Raw genomic sequence first — 16,885 nt, forward strand, 5'->3', positions numbered from 1 at the left:
TATCAGGGGATATCCATAACATTTAATAGCCGCTGGTAAGCCGCAATGGCATTGGCAATTACCCAGGCCATATCCTCACGCACATCATCGGAAGCCCTTTCCAGCGCCAGATTAAGCGCATCCTGATTGGCAATGGCGGAAAGGAAGATATAATACTGGCTAGTCCCAACACTGCCGCTTGGAGTTTCAGGCATCCCCGGGGTTTTATCAGGTGCTTCTACTGAGGGCAAACCCAATATTTCAGTATCATCTCTGCCCTGGGAATTATCAGCGGACATCATACTGCTTTCAGCCCATATCAGGTTTGCCATAACAGACAGAGCGGAATTCAGCTTGTCATTAGTCTGTCTTAACAGGCTGACCTGATTAGTATCCGACAGATAAATTATCTCGGCAACCCTTCTGTCGGCAATCTGGTTCATGGTATTTAGCTTACCCTCATCACTAAAGGAAACGTTCAGCCAGAGTTCTTCGGTTGCCAGCTTTACACTGTAAAGGGGGCTGTCAGGCATACTGCCGGAAGCCGCCACCGCTACCCCTCCGCCTGAAACAAACAGGAACATCAGAGCGCCGACAAGGCCGCTTGCCCAGTTAAGACGCCACCGGAAAAAGCCTTTCTTATGCTTGCTTTCATTCAGGGCAGACATAAATTCGTAACGGGCTTTGGCTTTGAACGACTCCGAAGGCTTGCAGCCTGAAGCAAGGGCATCAATACCGATAGCTGTTTTCAGTAAAGGAGCCAGCTCCACCGCCTGGTCGGGATATAAGCGGAGACAGCTTTCCAAATCCTGCCCGTCTATAATGATACGGTCCAGGCATTCACTCAGGATATTATCAAATTCGGGGTTATTTTTTACATTCATTTTATTCACGCTCCAGAGAGCATTCGGCGGAGTGATGACACTGCACTGTGCTGCAGCGCCTTGACCGCACCCGGAGTTTTATTCATTATTTTGGCCACTTCGGCAATAGGCAAATCCGAAGAAAACCGCAGGGAAATGACCTCCTGCTGGGCGGGTGTAAGTTTACCGGATACCTCCACAAACTTTTCGTAATCTATATTTACTTCGGTAGTTTCCACCGGGTCATCGGCACAGGCCAGCGGGGTGACTACTTCTATATCCAGCACAGGCTGGCGGCTTCTCTTCCGCAGATAGTCCACTATCTGGTTATGGGCAATACGGTAGAGCCAGGCAGAGAAAGGGGTATTATCCTGCCACTTGAAGGAAGATATAGACCGGAGCATGTTCATAAAGACCTGCTGGGTCAAATCTTCGGCCTCCATTTTATTACCGATTTTCAAGGCAATATAGCGATAAATCTTATCGAAATATTCCTCATATAATCTGGCAAAGGCATGCTCGTCTTTTTGTTGAGCAAGCTCAACCAGGCGTTTCTCTGTCTGCACCAGTAAGATCCCCTTTTTTGGCCGGCCTCTTTTTGAGGACTCCCGGCCGGTCAAACCCGGTTATTTACCCGTGCACAAATTATAACGAAGCAGTTTTTAAAAAGATAGCAACCCGAATTCGCCAAATCCCAGCCAGCAGCAAATATTTTTTATAAAATCCGCTTTATTTAGACCCGGGGGTTGCAATCCTGAGCGGTTTCCGTCATTATAGGAAATATATCCCTTTTGGCTTCCTCAAGTTATCTTAACTCATATTACTATTTTCCTATAACGGTTAGTACATTCGGGGGATTGGATAGTACAGTTTATATCATGTATAGTTCTGAATAGTTAGGTTAAGATACTTTAAGAAAGGACTGCCATGTCAAATCATGAAGATACTACAGTTTCCCCGATGCTGACTACCAGTGAAGTCGCCCATATGCTGAATGTACACATAAATACCGTCCGCCGCTGGAGCAACCAGATGGTGCTGAAATCCTACCGGATAGGGGCACGCGGTGACCGGCGTTTCCGCAAGGAAGATGTGGAACAATTTTTGGAGCGGGAAGGCAAGACCAAATCCCTCAAAGAAACTTAAAGCTAAAAAAAGAGGCGGGCAATGGAAGACAACAGTAAGATCAGGGTAATGGTCATAGATGAGCAACCTTTTTTCAGGGCGGGTGTTGCCCAGGCCTTATCCGACAACAACTTTGAGATACTCCCAACCGATACCCACAGAGACCCTATGGAACAGATTGAGAGCAGCCTGCCGGATGTGGTACTTTTGGGTTCAGACTTGGTGGCGTACAGCGGGCTGGATTTGGGCAGGCGGATTGTGCGCACCTTCCCCAATACCAAGGTTATTATCCTTTCCCCGAACCCGAATGATACCGAACTGTTTGAATGCATCAGGACAGCGGCTGTGGCCTGTTTGAAAAAAAGCAGCACGGCTGATGAGCTTATTGAGACTATCCGCCGGGCCAACCGGGGAGAATACCCTATCAATGAAAGCCTGATGACCAGCCCCAACCTGGCCAAACAGGTACTGGCCCAGTTTCAAGACATATCCCTGCTGGGCAAAGACGCTTCCAATTTCGTTACCCCTTTAACCAACCGCGAAAAACAGATACTGACCCTTATTGCCAATGGCAATACCAACAAACAGATTGCCAACAATCTGGAAATAAGTGAACAGACCATAAAGAACCACGTCAGCGCCATTTTACGCAAATTGAACGCTAATGACCGGGCACACGCTGTTGTAGTGGCCATCCGCTGCGGCTTGATAAATATATAAATTTGGCTTATTTTTGACAAATAGTTGCACCTTTAGGTGAATTATGCGTAAGATATGATAAGTAACTGGATAAAAAGCCAATAAACAAGCTGGAATGTAGTAAGAAATGTTGCAGAACAAAGTTAAAGATACAGAACTCCGCAAACTGGTTAGTAAACGGGTGGCAGATTATCTGTCCAGCCACAGCTATCAGGTGGAAACTGATGTCAAAATAACCGGTCAGTCCGGTGTGGAGCACGTCTTTGATATAGTAGCCCGCCGGAATGACGGTTTTACTACCAGAACAATGGCGGTTTGCATAACTCTGGGTTCAAACCAGGAAGAAGAAAGCAGCGCTATTTTTAACTTTGCCAATAAGGCTTTTGATACCGGTATAAATGAACGTATTCTTATTGCCATACCCAAACTCACCCCCGAAACACGCAATCTGGCTGAAAAACAGCGGATAAAAGTCTTTGACGAAGACCGTCTGGAAGACCTGCTGGTAAGCAATACCAAACACCCCAGCCGGCTGGAGAGTATAGGCAACATCTCCACCCGCGAAGACCTTATTAACGCTCTGACCGGCCTGGGCTATACCATAAGGGAAAATGCCCGTATCAAAGGGCGTTCCGGCATTTCACACGTGTTTGACATAGTGGCTAATGATATCAATACTGACAACTATACCCTGGGGATAGACATTATCAAAAAACAGCCCTCCCTTGAGCTTCAGGATGTGGCTCTGTTTGACGCTAAAGCCTTTGATTGCGGCATAGTTGACAAGCTGATAGCTACCGCCTCCCAGATAACCGCTGATGCCCAGCAGTTTGCTGATGCCCAGAAGGTCAAGCTTATAAAATTTAAACCCGTTACTATAGCTACCGAAGAGGGGGCTGCGGTAAATACAGCCGAAGAAGTTATAAAGACCTCAGCCAAAACCGACACTAAAAACGGCAAAACTGCCATAACCGACCTGCGCCAGTCACCCCGCCCCGAAGCGCTCAAGCTCATCCCGGAGGTGCTTGCCCGGCGTTACACTGCTATACCCCTGAATGTAGTGGGTAATACCCTTGAGATGGCCATGGCAGACCCGTCTGACATACTGGCACTTGAAGCCTTTTCCGCCCATTCCAAACGCCGCATCAAGCCCATACCGGCAGACGCCCGCGAAATACGCGAAGCTATAGACTTTAACTACAAAGGTTACGGGGATATTGAAAAATACCTTTCCCGCATGTCAATACCCAGCGAAGTTACAGATGACCGTCTGGCTATTGATGCCGCTATTGACGCACCTTTAGCCCAAGCCCTGAACCTTATTATTGAAGAAGCGGTAAAAGCCCGCTCGTCAGACGTACATATTGAGCCCAATGAAGACCGCCTGCGGGTGCGTTTCCGTATTGACGGCACACTGCAGGATATGATGTCTTTGCCCATCACCGCCCACCGGGCTATTATCTCCAGAATAAAAATCCTGGGCGATATGAATATTGCAGACCATTTCCACGCACTTGACGGCCAGTTTACGGTAAATGCCGGCGGACGGGAAATAGATATCCGGGCGGCAACCGCTCCTACCGTAAACGGGGAAATGGCGGTGCTGCGGCTGCTGGATAAAAGCCGGGCTACCATAGAACTTTCCCAGCTGGGCTTTTTGCCGGACAGCCTGGAAAAATACAACAAGATGCTCAAAGTGCCCTACGGCATGATACTTATCAGCGGCCCTACCGGCGCCGGTAAGACCACCACCCTTTATGCATCTATAAACTCGCTTGATATCATGCGGCAAAATATTATTACCATAGAAGACCCGGCGGAATACCGCTTTAAAGATATAAACCAGATACAGGTAAACACTCAGGCCGGCATTACCTTTGCCAGCGGCCTGCGTTCTATCCTCCGCCTTGACCCTGATGTAATCCTGGTAGGTGAAATACGTGATGCTGAAACAGCCAATATAGCCGTTCAGGCAGCCCTTACCGGCCACCTGATGCTTTCATCTATACACGCCAATGACACTACCGGTGTTCTTTACCGCTTGATAGACCTGGGAGTAGAACCCTTCCTGATTGCTTCAGCTGTGGTAGGGGTAGTAGCCCAGCGTATGGTCAGGCGGATTTGCCCGTACTGCCAGCATACCATTGAAGTACCGGTTATTGAGCAGGTGGCTTACGAACGGGAAATCGGGGAGAAACGGACCAAATTTGTATATGGCAGCGGCTGTAAATCATGTGCCTTCACCGGCTATCTGGGCCGGGTAGGCCTGTTTGAGATTATGACTATAAGTGATGAAATCAGACGGCTGATGCTAAGCGGGGCTTCCCCGTCCGAAATACACGCCCAATCCATTAAAGACGGCATGATTACCATGATGAAAGATGGTATGCTGAAGGTAAAAGACAATATAACCACCCCCTCCGAAGTACTACGCAGTGCCTATTCTCCGGAGGAGCAGTATTGAGGTAAGTAGATGGACTTTAATTACGTAGCTTACGGTCAGGATAAAAGGCTTGTAAAGGGGAAAATCCCGGCGACCTCTCTGGAGGCAGCCCAAAGGCTGCTGAGCCACAGCGGTTACCAGATTTTAAGCATAAAACCCATTACGCCTTTTTTCAGCACCAGCGGTTCATTTAACTTCTCCAAGGTAAAACCCAGAGAAGTTATTCTGTTTTCCCGCCAGCTGGCTCTGCTGCTTGAATCCGGTACGGATATTGTCACTTCACTGGAACTGCTCCAGGAACAGACAACCAATAAACTTTTCCGTGAGATTATAGGCGAGATTGTAAATGATATCCGGGGAGGCAGTTCGCTCTCTCTGGCTATGAGCAAACACCCCAAGGCTTTCCCGCCCCTGTATCACCGGGTAATTGCCGCCGGCGAACAGGGAGGCAGCCTGGAAGTAGTACTGCGTAATCTGGCTAACTTTGTCCAGCGGAACGTGGAAACTGAAAAGAAGATAAAGAGCGCCCTGACTTACCCCAGCGTAGTAGCGGTGGTAGGTATTCTGGTGCTGCTGCTCATGGTAACCTTCGTATTACCGGCCTTCACCAGTTTATACTCCCAAATGGGCTCTGAACTGCCCGCCGCCACCAGAATACTCATTGGCATAAGTGATTTTTTTGGGGCTTGGGGTTTGTATGTAACCGGAATTTTTATAGCAACCATAGCCGGGTTGGTAATATATCTGCGCACACCCGCAGGACGCTATCAGAGAGACCGGATAGCCCTGAAACTGCCTATAATCGGGCGGATTCTGCTTCTTTCAGAACTTTCCCGTGCCTGCCAGACTATGTCACTGCTGTTTAAAGCCGGTCTGCCCCTGCCTGAAATCATGAATCAAACCACTGCCGCAGCCAACAATAAACTTATCAGCAACGCCCTGGCAGAGGTTCAGCATGACCTGATAAGGGGTGAAGGACTTTCCCGCCCCATGACCAAAAGCCCCCTCTTCCTGCCCATGATGGTTCAGATGGTAAGCGTGGGTGAAGAAACCGGTAAACTTGATGACACCCTTGCTACTGTATCAGCTACTTATGATACCGAAGCTGACGACCGCATAAGTGCCGCCATAGGCATGATACAGCCGGTTATGACCATAGGTATCGGTCTGGTAGTAGGCTTTATTGCCGTTGCCCTGGTGTCTTCCATGTACTCCTTGTACGGGCAGATTGGCTAAGGATAAATAATATGAGAAGAAAGCTGCTTCGGCGTCAAAAGGGGTTTTCCCTGATTGAGGTGCTTGTGGCACTGGCTATACTGGGGCTTATCGGGGTGGCTTTTCTGACTGCCCTTAATACGGCCGTAAAAGCGGTATCTATAGCTAACGTACGCACTACTTCTGAAAGTTACGCCAAGAGTACCATGGAGCATCTGAAAAGCTTTTCATACCAGCGAGTTGATGAAGATGGCTCGGTAGCGGATTATTTTTTCCTAAGCCCGTCTGATACCGCTTTCACTATCTGCACTTATAACCGTGATGGAAACCTGGTACAAAACAAGATTTACGGTATACCCTGGGATGTAGTTACCAATACCCAGAGTATTACTGATAAAGGTATCCAGAAGATAACCATAGTAATACAGCACAATGAGGGTGGGGTAAACAAGATTATCTTTACCCTGATAGATTATGTGGCAAGCAGATGAGAAGGTTCATTTTAAAATACAGCGGTAAGCAGGCTGGATTTACGCTGGTGGAAATGCTGGTTGCTCTGGCCATTACCGGACTTATCATGGCAGGGTTAACTACCAGTGTCTTCCAGTTGTTTACCGTCACTCAGCGAAGCAATGACCACATGACCATTATCCGCCATCTGGACATTGTAAACAGCTGGCTTTCCACTGATATTCAGATGGCTAATACCCAACCTGAGTGGGATCCGGACACACACACTCTGACTATAAAACAAACAAGATATCAGTCCGACCCAACCAACCCTATAACTGATCACATCGTCACTTATACTTATAATCCCATTACAGGCACGCTCACCAGAACCGAATTGCGGCTGTTTGACAATTCTACCCAAACAAGCCTCATAGCCGAGTATGTTAGTGGTATACTATTTGAAGATGAGCTGACATCAGATGAAAAACTGCCCAGTGCAGTTGATATCAAAATAACCATAACCTTACATACCCAGACTGAAAACAGGCTTTTGCACATTAAACCAAGGATAAGCAGCACATAACTGGAATTGCTTGGTTGGGGAGGTGCGGAGATGAGAAACTTAATAACTATAAGCAAGAGGCTTAGAAGCCAGCAGGGTCAAGCGCTGGTTATCGCCCTTATATTTCTGGCCATAGGAGCCCTAACCCTGCCCCCGCTGATGATGCTGATGGGTTCAGCCCTGGTACAGGGTACTACCTTTGAAAACCGGACTGCCAGCCTTTATGCCGCAGATGCCGGCGTTGAGCAGGCTATCTGGTATCTGGATCCGGCAAACAGCCCCTTGATACCCGGTGGTTTGCCCATGCATACAGGAGAAAGCCGCACTCTACCAGAAATTACCATAGACGGGCGGACTGTGAGCGTAACTTTAGACTACCTTGCAGAGGATATATACCGGATTATGTCCACCTCTGTCAGTTCCACTGAAACCATCAGCATAACTGCAGTGGTAAGCGACACCTATAATAACTACACAGACATCATGAACCATGTCATTACTTCACAAGGTGACTACACTATTCAAGGCGGCCAAGCCAGCGTAACTCCTGATACAGGTGATAACGCCCCCATACGCTTTTATGAAGGGGCATGGCCCGGTGCCAATGAATTGTCGGCCTTTTATTATGTAAATACTACCCCATCTGCTTCAGCCACCCTGAATCTGGCAAACTATCCAACCGGCGTTCCCGAAATACTAAGACAGGGGACACTTGATATTGTGTCCACCGTAAAGAACGCCACCTATACACTTGAGGGTGATATATACATCACGGGTGATACCCTTATCGGCATGACTGGTTCCAACTTCACTCTGGACTTAAACGGCCACTCCATATATGTACAGAGTAATACAACTGACGAAAAAGATGCCTTGGTGGTTGGCAACCAATGCACCCTGATTGGCTCAGGAAGCATCATTGCCGAAGGTAATATAGAGTTCAAACCTAATCAGCCAGAGCATCCCCATCCAGATGATTATATCTTCGTCCTTTCGGTAAACGGTAAAACCTATATGCAACCTACCAACGTTTTTCAGGGTACACTGGCAGGAGCAACTGAAGTGTACTTGCAGAACAGTTCGATTACCTATTCCAGCCCGTTTGATGAGTACGGGAACTACAAAATAGATTTTCCCGGCAGCGGTCTCAGCCACTTCTGGGGGATAATAACCTGGAGCATTAGCTAATATATGCCCAAAAGTACTATCTGTTGGGTTGAATATGACACTGCAGACCTGTTAGTATAGTGGGATATAGTCCATATTTAGCAAATTTGTGTGTACAGCACTGGAGAATATAACATGATTAGTATGAAAAAGCTTATCAAGGGGGAAAAAGGGGCTTCACTGGCCATAGCCCTTATCTTTCTGGCAATAGGTGCCATCATGTTGCCTCCCCTGCTGATGCTGATAGGTTCCGGACTTCAACAGGGTACAGCTATTGAGGAACGTACTGCAGGGATTTATGATTCGGATGCCGGAGTGGAATGGGCTATAAATCTTATCAAAACCGGCGGCGAAGGAGTAACTGACTCTAAAGGAAGGATCGGCCTGCCAAACGAGCAAGATTCCCCTCGTCGCTATATCCTGTCCGCCCTTAACGGCGATACCTTAGAAGTAAAACTGACCTACCATGGCAAAGGCTATTATACAGTAGATTCCAAAGCCAGCCTGAACGGCAAATCCATCACCACTCAGGCCACCTTAAAATATCAGCTAAGCGGAGGCGGGCTGTTTGATAATGCCATTACCTCTCTTGACGGTGATGTAATTATAAAGAACAACACCACTGTTTCCTCATTTCCCAATATGGATAATGGTAATATAATCGCCAATGGCGATATTATCGTAGGTTCTTCAGCTAATATTGATATCGAAGGTTCTGCTACCGCCAGCGGCACAATAACTGGTGGGGTAGGCAATATTGAACAAGGCTATTTCCCCAATACCGCCATAAATACTTCAACACTGGATACTTCTTTATTTATGCTTGAGGCAATGAGTGCTGCTGATGGCACTATTAAAATAGCCAGTGCCTACAATTCTGGCGGTACTATAAATGGAGACACCCATCTAATTGGCAATCTCAGCATCAGCAGCAATAAAACCCTTACAGTTAACGAAAACCTTTATATAGAAGGCTCATTCACAACAACAAGCAATTCCACATTTAACTTCGGGGGAACAGCTCTTTACGTAAGTGGTAATCTGGATTTCAAATCAAACTCGCATATAAATTTTACTAACCCTGCCGGTTGTCTTGTTTACGTTGCTGGCTCAATGACTGTATCTTCAAACAATACTTTTAATGGTCCGCTCACATTTATCGCTAACGGCAACCTTACACTGAATTCCAATACAGATTGTCTTCTTACCCCGAATCAACGCCCCCCTCTTATTATTTCCGAAACAGGCACAGTAATTATAGATAGCAATGTTGATATTATCGGAATTGTTTATGCCCCGAATGGGCATCTTGAACTTTCAGCAAATACCGATATAACCGGCTGTGTAATTGCCCAAAGTATCACCATGAACAGCAACTCTTCCATCACTTTCCGCACTGACTGGAATTTATCTGCACTTGATCCATATCTCAATGGTAATTCTGTTGAACTTAAAATACTCACATGGGACACACAGACTGTACTAGGCGGCTAAGGAGTATTTATGAAAATAAGTAAAACGTCGTGGGCACTGCTGGCATTCGGCTTAATTATCATTGCCGGAGCCAGTCTGTTTATCCTCTTCGAAAATGAGGATAGCCGCAAAACAGACCTGGAGAACCGCATTGCTCTGGCAGAATTGTCTATACCCAAAGTAGCTGGAGATATTGCCACCTCTACCGAACAGGCAAACCAGCTGGCCGCCCAGCTAGAGGAAGCCCTAGGTAAACTTGCTCAGGCAAAAGGCCAGTTCCCGGAAATGATTCAATCTATAGAATATGCCAGCGTACTGGTACAACTAGCGGCTGAATCCGGACTGGATGTACTTAGTTTCTCATCATCTGAAGCTACCAAACTGACACTGAATAAACTTGACTTCAAGATGACCGAATTTGAGATTGTAGTCAGGGGGGATATCCACCCTATCCTCAGTTTTATATCAGCTATAGACAAGGGTGAAGATTTTCTGACCGGCAGTATGGATGTTATAGACCTGACCTTTGATACCACCACCGCCGATGATGCACTACCCAAACCTGAAGTTGTCATTACTCTTTTACTGATAAGTTACGAGGGTTAAATAAAATGGCTAAAACAACTACGCTATATATTGAAGATGCCGAAATAAAGGTCCTTGTTAACAACGGTAAAAAGGTTGAAAAATGGGCCAGCGCCCCCCTTGAAGCCGGGCTGGTTATAGATGGCTTGATTCAGGATGAAACCAAAGTATCAGAGGAGATAAAATCTTTATTTTCCCGTGAGAAGATACCCACCGGCAGAGTGATAGCGGCCATGAGCGGCCTTAAATCTATCTTCCGGATTATCAGCTTGCCGGCCGTACCTAAAAATATACTTGACGAAGCTATTAAAAACGAAGCTAACCGGGTAATTCCCACCCCTATGGACCAGAATTACCTGTCTTACCAGGTACTTCCCTCCGCTCAGGGGGAAGTAAAGGTATTTATAGTAGCCCACCCCAAAAACACCACTGATTCGGTAATAAAAACCATAAACAAAGCCGGCCTCAGGCTGGAGGTACTGGATATTGCCCCTCTGGCTCTTTGCCGCTGTGCCAATCTGGAAAAGGTTATTATTGTAAGCAACTGGCTGGATAACGTGGATATTGCCGTCATTATAGGCCGCATTCCGGAGGTTATCCGCAGCCTGTCACTGCCGGTTGAAAGCCAGTCTGTTGCCGAACGGATAAGCACCATTGCCGAGGAACTGAACCGGACCATCACCTTTTACAATTCCAGCCATGCTGAAAGCCCGCTGGATGAAAGCGTACCGGTACTGGTATCCGGCGAACTGGCCAATGAACAGGATTCGTGGTCTTCTCTGCTGGATGAGCTGAGCAACCAGATTTCCAGCCTGCCCTCGCCCTTTATTGCCGGTGAAGGCTTTGACCCCAGTGTTTATATTGTAAATATGGGTATGGCCCTCCGGGCGCTGCCGGCCGGAACCGAACACCAGAATTCGCTAATCAATATTAACGCCATGCCGGGTTTTTACAAACCCAAAGGCACTTCCCTGGCGTCTATCCTGGTGCCCACAGTCATAGTTCTGCTGGTGGGCGGCCTGGTCTGGGGCTGGTTTTATATTGATGATATGAAGCAAAAGAACAACGTCTTAGAGCCGCAGGTGCAGGAGCAGGAAGCTACCCTGATACAAAAAAGAGCCGAACTTTCAGCCCTTAACAGCCAGATTGCGGAAACCCAAAAATCTCTGGACGCCGCCGACCCGGTGGTAACCGCCCTGAACGATATGCTCTGGGATATGTATCAGGGAAGAGAGGCCATCACCGGGGATTATAAAGCTATTTACAACCTTCACTCCAGCAATATTGCCCTTTCTACTATTGATTTTGACGGTGAAAGTATTACGGTTACAGGATACGGCCTGACCAAGACGGCTGTGCTGGAATATGCCGGCATACTCCGCGGCAGCAACCGCTGGCTGGATGTAGTGGTAATCAGCATGGACAAGATACCGACCGAAGACCCGAATATGCCTATATACAGTTTTAATTTCCTTTTGAAATAAACTAGTCTGGTAAAACATGGACGTTATAAAACTTATCTACGAAGCCGAAGAGAAAAAAGGCTCTGACCTGCATCTGGTAGCCCAAAGCCCGCCGCTGGTGCGGGTAAGAGGGGATTTGGAAGCCCTGAACTCTTATGAACAGCTGCAGCCGGCAGATATCAAAACCGCTTTTGAACAGCTGACTACCCATGAAGAACGGGAAACTTTTTACAAGGAATGGGAGCTGGATTTCGGCTACTCACTGGAGGGAGTGGGACGCCTAAGGTGCAATGCCGCCATGCAAAGGGGAGCCATAAGTCTGGCTATCCGCCTGCTGCCGCCCAGCATACCCACTATCAGCGAGCTGGAATTACCGGATATTTGTGAAAAACTGATTACCAAACCCCGCGGCTTGGTGATTGTAAGGCCCTACCGGCAGCGGCAAGAGCACCACCCTGGCGGCTATGATACAGCACCTGAACAACACCGAAAACAAGCACGTGGTCACTATTGAAGACCCGATTGAATACGTTCACCCCTGTATAAAATGCGCCGTCACCCAGCGCCAGCTTGGCTCAGACACCCTTTCCTTCGGCCATGCCCTGAAGCACGTACTCCGCCAGAACCCTGACGTAATAATGGTGGGTGAGATGCGTGACCTGGATACGGCCGCGGCGGTGCTGACTATTGCCGAAACAGGCCATCTGGTGCTCTCCACTTCCCATGCACCCAGCGCCTATCAGGCCCTGGAGCGGATTATAGACCTGTTCCCGCCCCATGAAAGGCATCTGGCCCAGACCCGTCTGGCCTCGCTGATTGAGGGCGTTCTCTGCCAGACCTTAGTACCCCGCGCCAATAGCGACGGGCGGGTGGTGGCAGTGGAAATAATGCTGGGCAGCCCGGCGGTCAGAAACCTTATCCGCGAGGGCAAGTTTTACCAGCTGCCGAATGTTATCCGCACCAGCCGTGATGAGGGCATGATAACCATGGATGAGGCTTTAGTGGAACTTTACCGCCAGCAGGTAATCAGCCGGGAAAACCTGTTTAACTACTGTCAGGACGCTTCCGAGGTGGAAAAGCTGATAAGCAGCAGCTCCGCCAGCCAGAAACGCAAAAAGCTGGTGGAAAGCAGCAAGAGCCTGCTTTTTTAAAGAAGCTGCTACTAAAAAACAGATTAAGGGCGGTCTAAACTAACTACCCTTTTTGTTTGGCCAAACAAGGTTACTAAATATAATAAAGGTCTGCTTTAGGGCAGACCTTTATTAATTAGCTAATTAATAGAAACTTTAAGACTTAGTTTGTGTCACTACACCCGCAGTTGTAATGGAATAGTAAAATTCAGTAGTCAAAGTCACCAGATACGGAGCAATATCAGTACCGCTAAAGTCATTTGTACTAGTAATTGCTGTCATTTCATCAGTGAGATTATCAGCCATATAAGCTGTAACAGCCAACTGAATTGTATGCAATTCTGTTGCCATAGCCTCAGTCTTACTGGAACCAATGAACTTGGCAACGTTGGGGACAACTACGGCCGCCAGAACGCCCAGAATGGCTACCACTACCAGAAGCTCAATCAGGGTGAAGCCTTTCTGGTGCTTGCGGAGTTTCTTCATGAAATTGTACATTTGTCTTTCACCACCTTTCTTTTTTTGAATTATGTTTTACCATGTTTTGTAATGATAGTTACACTAAAGATACTTTACAGACCTTTATGGGGTCAATAGTGATATAGTAACACTTTCACATAGTGATTATAATACACTCTATGCCCATTTGTATACAACCCGGCAGTACTTTAGTATGCAAATCACTTGACGGTTCGGCAAAAAAAAGCCACAATATAGTTCATGTTTACGGGTTGGGTTATATTTTTCTTCGTTTTAGGAGCGGTGCTGGGCAGCTTTATAAATATGCTGTCTGACCGCCTGCCGGCCAATAAATCCATCGTCTCCCCCGGCTCTGTATGTGATGCCTGCGGCAAAAGGCTGGGCGCAGCTGAGCTGATACCTGTTTTCAGTTATATTTTCCTAAAGGGGCGCTGCCGTTCCTGCGGGGCCAAGATACCCGCCAGAGCTTTGTGGGTGGAGATAGCCACCGCCAGTTTGTTTGCCCTTTTCTACATGATAATAGGCCCAAGCGCGGAGCTGGCCATAAGTCTGGTATACCTGTGCGTATTTATCACTCTGTTTGTGATAGACCTGGAAAAAGGGCTTATCCTGAACGTGATTATTTATCCCTGTATGCTGCTGGCACTGGCGCTTTCACCCCTGTACCTTCAGTCAGACGGGATACTGGCGAACCTGTCTTCTTCGTTTTTCGGCGGGCTGAGCGGTTTCGGGCTGTTTCTGCTTATTTATATTGCTTCACGCGGGGGTATAGGTGAAGGCGATATAAAAATGGCCGGATTTATCGGGCTGGTGTGCGGTTTCCCCAATATTTTTGTAGCTATATTTACCGGCATAGTGCTGGGCGGTCTGGCAGCCGCCGCTCTGATGCTTTCAGGCAAACGCCGCAAGGGGCAGACTATCCCCTTCGGCCCTTTTCTGGCAGTAGGGGCTGTAACCGCCATGCTGTTTGGCAGCCAGATTATGGACTGGTATCTGGGTCTCGCCTGAGCCTTTCTGCCAAAACCATTTCCCAAACCTAAACCTTGATACCTGCCCGGTTTCAGCCTAAAATAAGGCTGTACGCCGTACCGGCGCACTTAGACCTGTTCAAAGGAGTTTTCCATTATGCGCATTGAAAGCCTGCGTCCCGCCGAACACCTGGGGAATGTAACCATACACGGCGTAAGGCGTTTTTTAGAACTTGATTCCGGGGCTCCCAGCCTGCCTCACCTGCAGGAAAGCCGTGAGGTGGAGATGGTAGACCAACAGGCCATTTCAGATGTTGAAAAGAAAATGGCCATTATCCTGCCTATAAAAGACGAAGACCTGAAAGTTTTTGAGGGTGTGCTGAGCGGCATACCCCATGACTGTTTGATGATAGTTATCAGCAACAGCTCCAAACAGGAAGTGGATAACTTTAAAAACGAAAAGGATATTGTCAGCCGCTTTTGCCGTATAACCCACCGCCAGGCGATAGTTGTCCACCAGAAGAACCCCGAACTGGCAGGTGCTATTGCAGATGCCGGCTACCCCGAACTGCTGGGTAAAGACGGGCTTATCCGCAGCGGCAAAGCCGAGGGTATGATACTGGGAATTATCCTGACTATGTTCAGCGGGCGGGAATATGTGGGTTTCATAGATACCGACAACTATATACCGGGAGCGGTCTGGGAATACGCCAAACATTTTGCTACCGGTTTTAATCTGGCTCAGTCACCCTATTCCATGGTGCGGGTGCTCTGGAAGTACAAACCCAAGCTGGTGGGAGACCTGTATTTCAAACGCTGGGGCAGGGTTTCCGAGGTTACCAACAAACACCTTAATCACCTGATATCCAGCAAGGGCAAGTTTGAAACCGAGATTATTAAAACCGGAAATGCCGGTGAGCACGCCATGAGCATAGAGCTGGCTAAACGCCTGACTTACGGCACCGGCTATGCGGTGGAAACCAAAGAGATTATGTCCATACTGGAACAGTTCAGCGGGATACTGCCTATAGAGGACAGGGAAGTGGCGGAAGAAGGGGTGGAGATACTCCAAACCGAAACTATCAACCCCCACCTCCACGAGGATAAGGGCGGTGACCACCTGATACAGGATATGCTTTTGCCCAGCCTGGCAGTTATCTATCACAGCCCGCTGGCAGATGAGAGCGTGAAAAAAAAGATTGAAAACCAGCTGGCAGGGATTGAGGGGCTGGAAAACAACCCTGAGATACCCCAGGTAAAGCTGATTCCCCCGCCCCAGAAGATGGACCTGGCGAAGTTTTCAGCCGTTATTGAAAAGTATCTGCCCCAGATGGTTCTGCCGGACGGAGAGCTGATTTCACGGGTAGCCCGCCCCTCCCGGCTGCCGTCTTCGGGACAGTTTAAAAAGGTTATCTATACTGATTTGGACGGCACTTTGCTTAGCCCGCTGACTTATTCATATTCAACCGCACTGGATGCTTTGCGGCTGCTCAAAGACAAAGAGCTGCCACTGGTATTCTGCTCTGCCAAGACTATGGGCGAGCAAGACCTGTACCGCAACGAACTGGGTATCAAAGACCCCTTTATAACCGAAAACGGGGGGGCCATATTTATCCCCAAAGATTACTTCCGCCTGCCCTTTGCCTATGACAGAGTAGCCGGAAATTATCTGGTGATTGAGCTGGGCATGAGCTATAAAGATATCCGCCATATTCTTAAAAAAGCCCTGGCCGAGGCCTGTACCGAAATAGAAAACTCTGAAAGAGCCGGCAATATATTTATTACCAGCTTCGGGGATATGTCTGTTGAAGACGTCAGCCGCCTTACTGACCTTAACCTGAAGCAGGCCGAGCTGGCCAAACAGCGTGAATACAGCGAGACCGTACACATAGAGGGCGATAAACGCAGTACCAATATAGTCCTGAATCATATCCAGCAAAACGGGCTGGAATACAGTTTCGGGGGGCGTTTCTACGAAGTCACCGGCGGCAATGACAAGGGCAAGGCCATAAAGGTACTGAACGAGCTGTTCCGCCTGAATTTCGGCAATATCCACACCTTTGGTTTGGGTGACAGCGAAAATGACTACTCCATGCTGGAAACAGTGGACTCCCCCATACTGGTGCAACGCCCCGGCAACAAGTGGCACAAGATGCGTTTGCGTAACCCCAGTTATGTCAGAGGGGTGGGGCCGGAGGGTTTCAGCCGGGCAGTTACCGATATAATACTGCCCATGGAATAATATACCGGTATCCCAAAATAAATCCTTTTTAACCGGTG

17 protein-coding genes are annotated in these 16,885 nt (G+C 48.0%); 14 read left to right on the top strand and 3 right to left on the bottom strand.

Translation table 11 applies throughout. From position 1 onward, the window contains the following. Positions 1 to 2 precede the first annotated feature (2 nt). Together ACE6F3_RS01190 and ACE6F3_RS01195 are read right to left on the bottom strand one after the other, a co-directional pair. Entirely contained in the window at positions 3 to 863 is an 861-nt protein-coding gene (locus tag ACE6F3_RS01190) for a DUF5667 domain-containing protein (protein ID WP_392654765.1), read from the bottom strand. A 5-nt stretch (positions 864 to 868) separates the two neighbouring features. Beyond that, positions 869 to 1,408: an ECF subfamily RNA polymerase sigma factor, BldN family gene (locus ACE6F3_RS01195; RefSeq protein WP_010937036.1), complete on the bottom strand. Its 540-nt coding sequence runs from the start codon at positions 1,406 to 1,408 to the stop codon at positions 869 to 871. Between the two features lie 361 nt (positions 1,409 to 1,769). Between ACE6F3_RS01195 and ACE6F3_RS01200 the strand changes: the two genes are divergently transcribed. The 12 genes from ACE6F3_RS01200 to ACE6F3_RS01255 all read left to right on the top strand — a co-directional run bounded on the left by ACE6F3_RS01200 (position 1,770) and on the right by ACE6F3_RS01255 (position 13,178). After that, positions 1,770 to 1,988: a helix-turn-helix domain-containing protein gene (locus tag ACE6F3_RS01200; protein WP_010937037.1), complete on the top strand. Its 219-nt coding sequence runs from the start codon at positions 1,770 to 1,772 to the stop codon at positions 1,986 to 1,988. A 21-nt stretch (positions 1,989 to 2,009) separates the two neighbouring features. Continuing rightward, a complete protein-coding gene (locus tag ACE6F3_RS01205) occupies positions 2,010 to 2,687 on the top strand; it encodes a response regulator transcription factor (protein WP_279115279.1) in 678 nt (225 codons plus the stop codon). A gap of 106 nt (positions 2,688 to 2,793) precedes the next feature. Continuing rightward, positions 2,794 to 5,130, top strand: a complete 2,337-nt coding sequence (locus ACE6F3_RS01210) for a GspE/PulE family protein (RefSeq protein ID WP_077975546.1) — start codon at positions 2,794 to 2,796, stop codon at positions 5,128 to 5,130. A gap of 9 nt (positions 5,131 to 5,139) precedes the next feature. Next, a complete protein-coding gene (locus ACE6F3_RS01215; protein ID WP_041342911.1) occupies positions 5,140 to 6,345 on the top strand; it encodes a type II secretion system F family protein in 1,206 nt (401 codons plus the stop codon). An 11-nt stretch (positions 6,346 to 6,356) separates the two neighbouring features. Continuing rightward, positions 6,357 to 6,815 (top strand): type II secretion system protein, encoded by a 459-nt coding sequence (locus tag ACE6F3_RS01220; RefSeq protein WP_324664542.1) that lies wholly within the window; start codon positions 6,357 to 6,359, stop codon positions 6,813 to 6,815. Beyond that, entirely contained in the window at positions 6,812 to 7,360 is a 549-nt protein-coding gene (locus tag ACE6F3_RS01225) for a type II secretion system protein J (protein WP_392654769.1), read from the top strand. The genes ACE6F3_RS01220 and ACE6F3_RS01225 overlap by 4 nt, the downstream gene beginning before the upstream one ends. Before the next feature lie 30 nt (positions 7,361 to 7,390). Continuing rightward, the gene (locus tag ACE6F3_RS01230) at positions 7,391 to 8,527 is read left to right on the top strand and encodes a pilus assembly PilX N-terminal domain-containing protein (protein ID WP_324664547.1); all 1,137 of its coding nucleotides are present in this window, start codon (positions 7,391 to 7,393) and stop codon (positions 8,525 to 8,527) included. 114 nt (positions 8,528 to 8,641) lie between these two features. Next, complete coding sequence (locus tag ACE6F3_RS01235) at positions 8,642 to 10,000, top strand: hypothetical protein (protein WP_392654771.1); 1,359 nt, start codon at positions 8,642 to 8,644, stop codon at positions 9,998 to 10,000. A gap of 9 nt (positions 10,001 to 10,009) precedes the next feature. Beyond that, entirely contained in the window at positions 10,010 to 10,585 is a 576-nt protein-coding gene (locus ACE6F3_RS01240; protein ID WP_324664552.1) for a hypothetical protein, read from the top strand. Between the two features lie 5 nt (positions 10,586 to 10,590). Next, on the top strand, positions 10,591 to 12,048 hold the full coding sequence (pilM, locus tag ACE6F3_RS01245; protein WP_324664555.1) for a pilus assembly protein PilM: 1,458 nt from the start codon (positions 10,591 to 10,593) through the stop codon (positions 12,046 to 12,048). Positions 12,049 to 12,064: 16 nt separating this feature from the next. After that, positions 12,065 to 12,541 (top strand): hypothetical protein, encoded by a 477-nt coding sequence (locus ACE6F3_RS01250; RefSeq protein ID WP_392654774.1) that lies wholly within the window; start codon positions 12,065 to 12,067, stop codon positions 12,539 to 12,541. Beyond that, entirely contained in the window at positions 12,492 to 13,178 is a 687-nt protein-coding gene (locus ACE6F3_RS01255) for a type IV pilus twitching motility protein PilT (RefSeq protein WP_392654776.1), read from the top strand. The genes ACE6F3_RS01250 and ACE6F3_RS01255 overlap by 50 nt, the downstream gene beginning before the upstream one ends. Positions 13,179 to 13,313: 135 nt before the next feature. Here ACE6F3_RS01255 and ACE6F3_RS01260 read toward each other — a convergent pair whose 3' ends face one another. Beyond that, positions 13,314 to 13,655 (bottom strand): type II secretion system protein, encoded by a 342-nt coding sequence (locus ACE6F3_RS01260; protein ID WP_392654778.1) that lies wholly within the window; start codon positions 13,653 to 13,655, stop codon positions 13,314 to 13,316. A 222-nt stretch (positions 13,656 to 13,877) separates the two neighbouring features. On the opposite strand from ACE6F3_RS01260, the gene ACE6F3_RS01265 reads away from it, so the two are divergent. After that, positions 13,878 to 14,645 carry an A24 family peptidase gene (locus tag ACE6F3_RS01265; RefSeq protein WP_096476891.1) on the top strand — a complete coding sequence of 256 codons (768 nt, stop codon included), beginning with the start codon at positions 13,878 to 13,880 and terminating at the stop codon, positions 14,643 to 14,645. 117 nt (positions 14,646 to 14,762) lie between these two features. After that, on the top strand, positions 14,763 to 16,847 hold the full coding sequence (locus tag ACE6F3_RS01270; protein ID WP_041342935.1) for a bifunctional mannosyl-3-phosphoglycerate synthase/mannosyl-3 phosphoglycerate phosphatase: 2,085 nt from the start codon (positions 14,763 to 14,765) through the stop codon (positions 16,845 to 16,847). The last annotated feature ends 38 nt before the right edge of the window (positions 16,848 to 16,885 follow it).

Source organism: Dehalococcoides sp. THU4, from assembly GCF_043231265.1.
GTDB lineage: Bacteria > Chloroflexota > Dehalococcoidia > Dehalococcoidales > Dehalococcoidaceae > Dehalococcoides > Dehalococcoides mccartyi.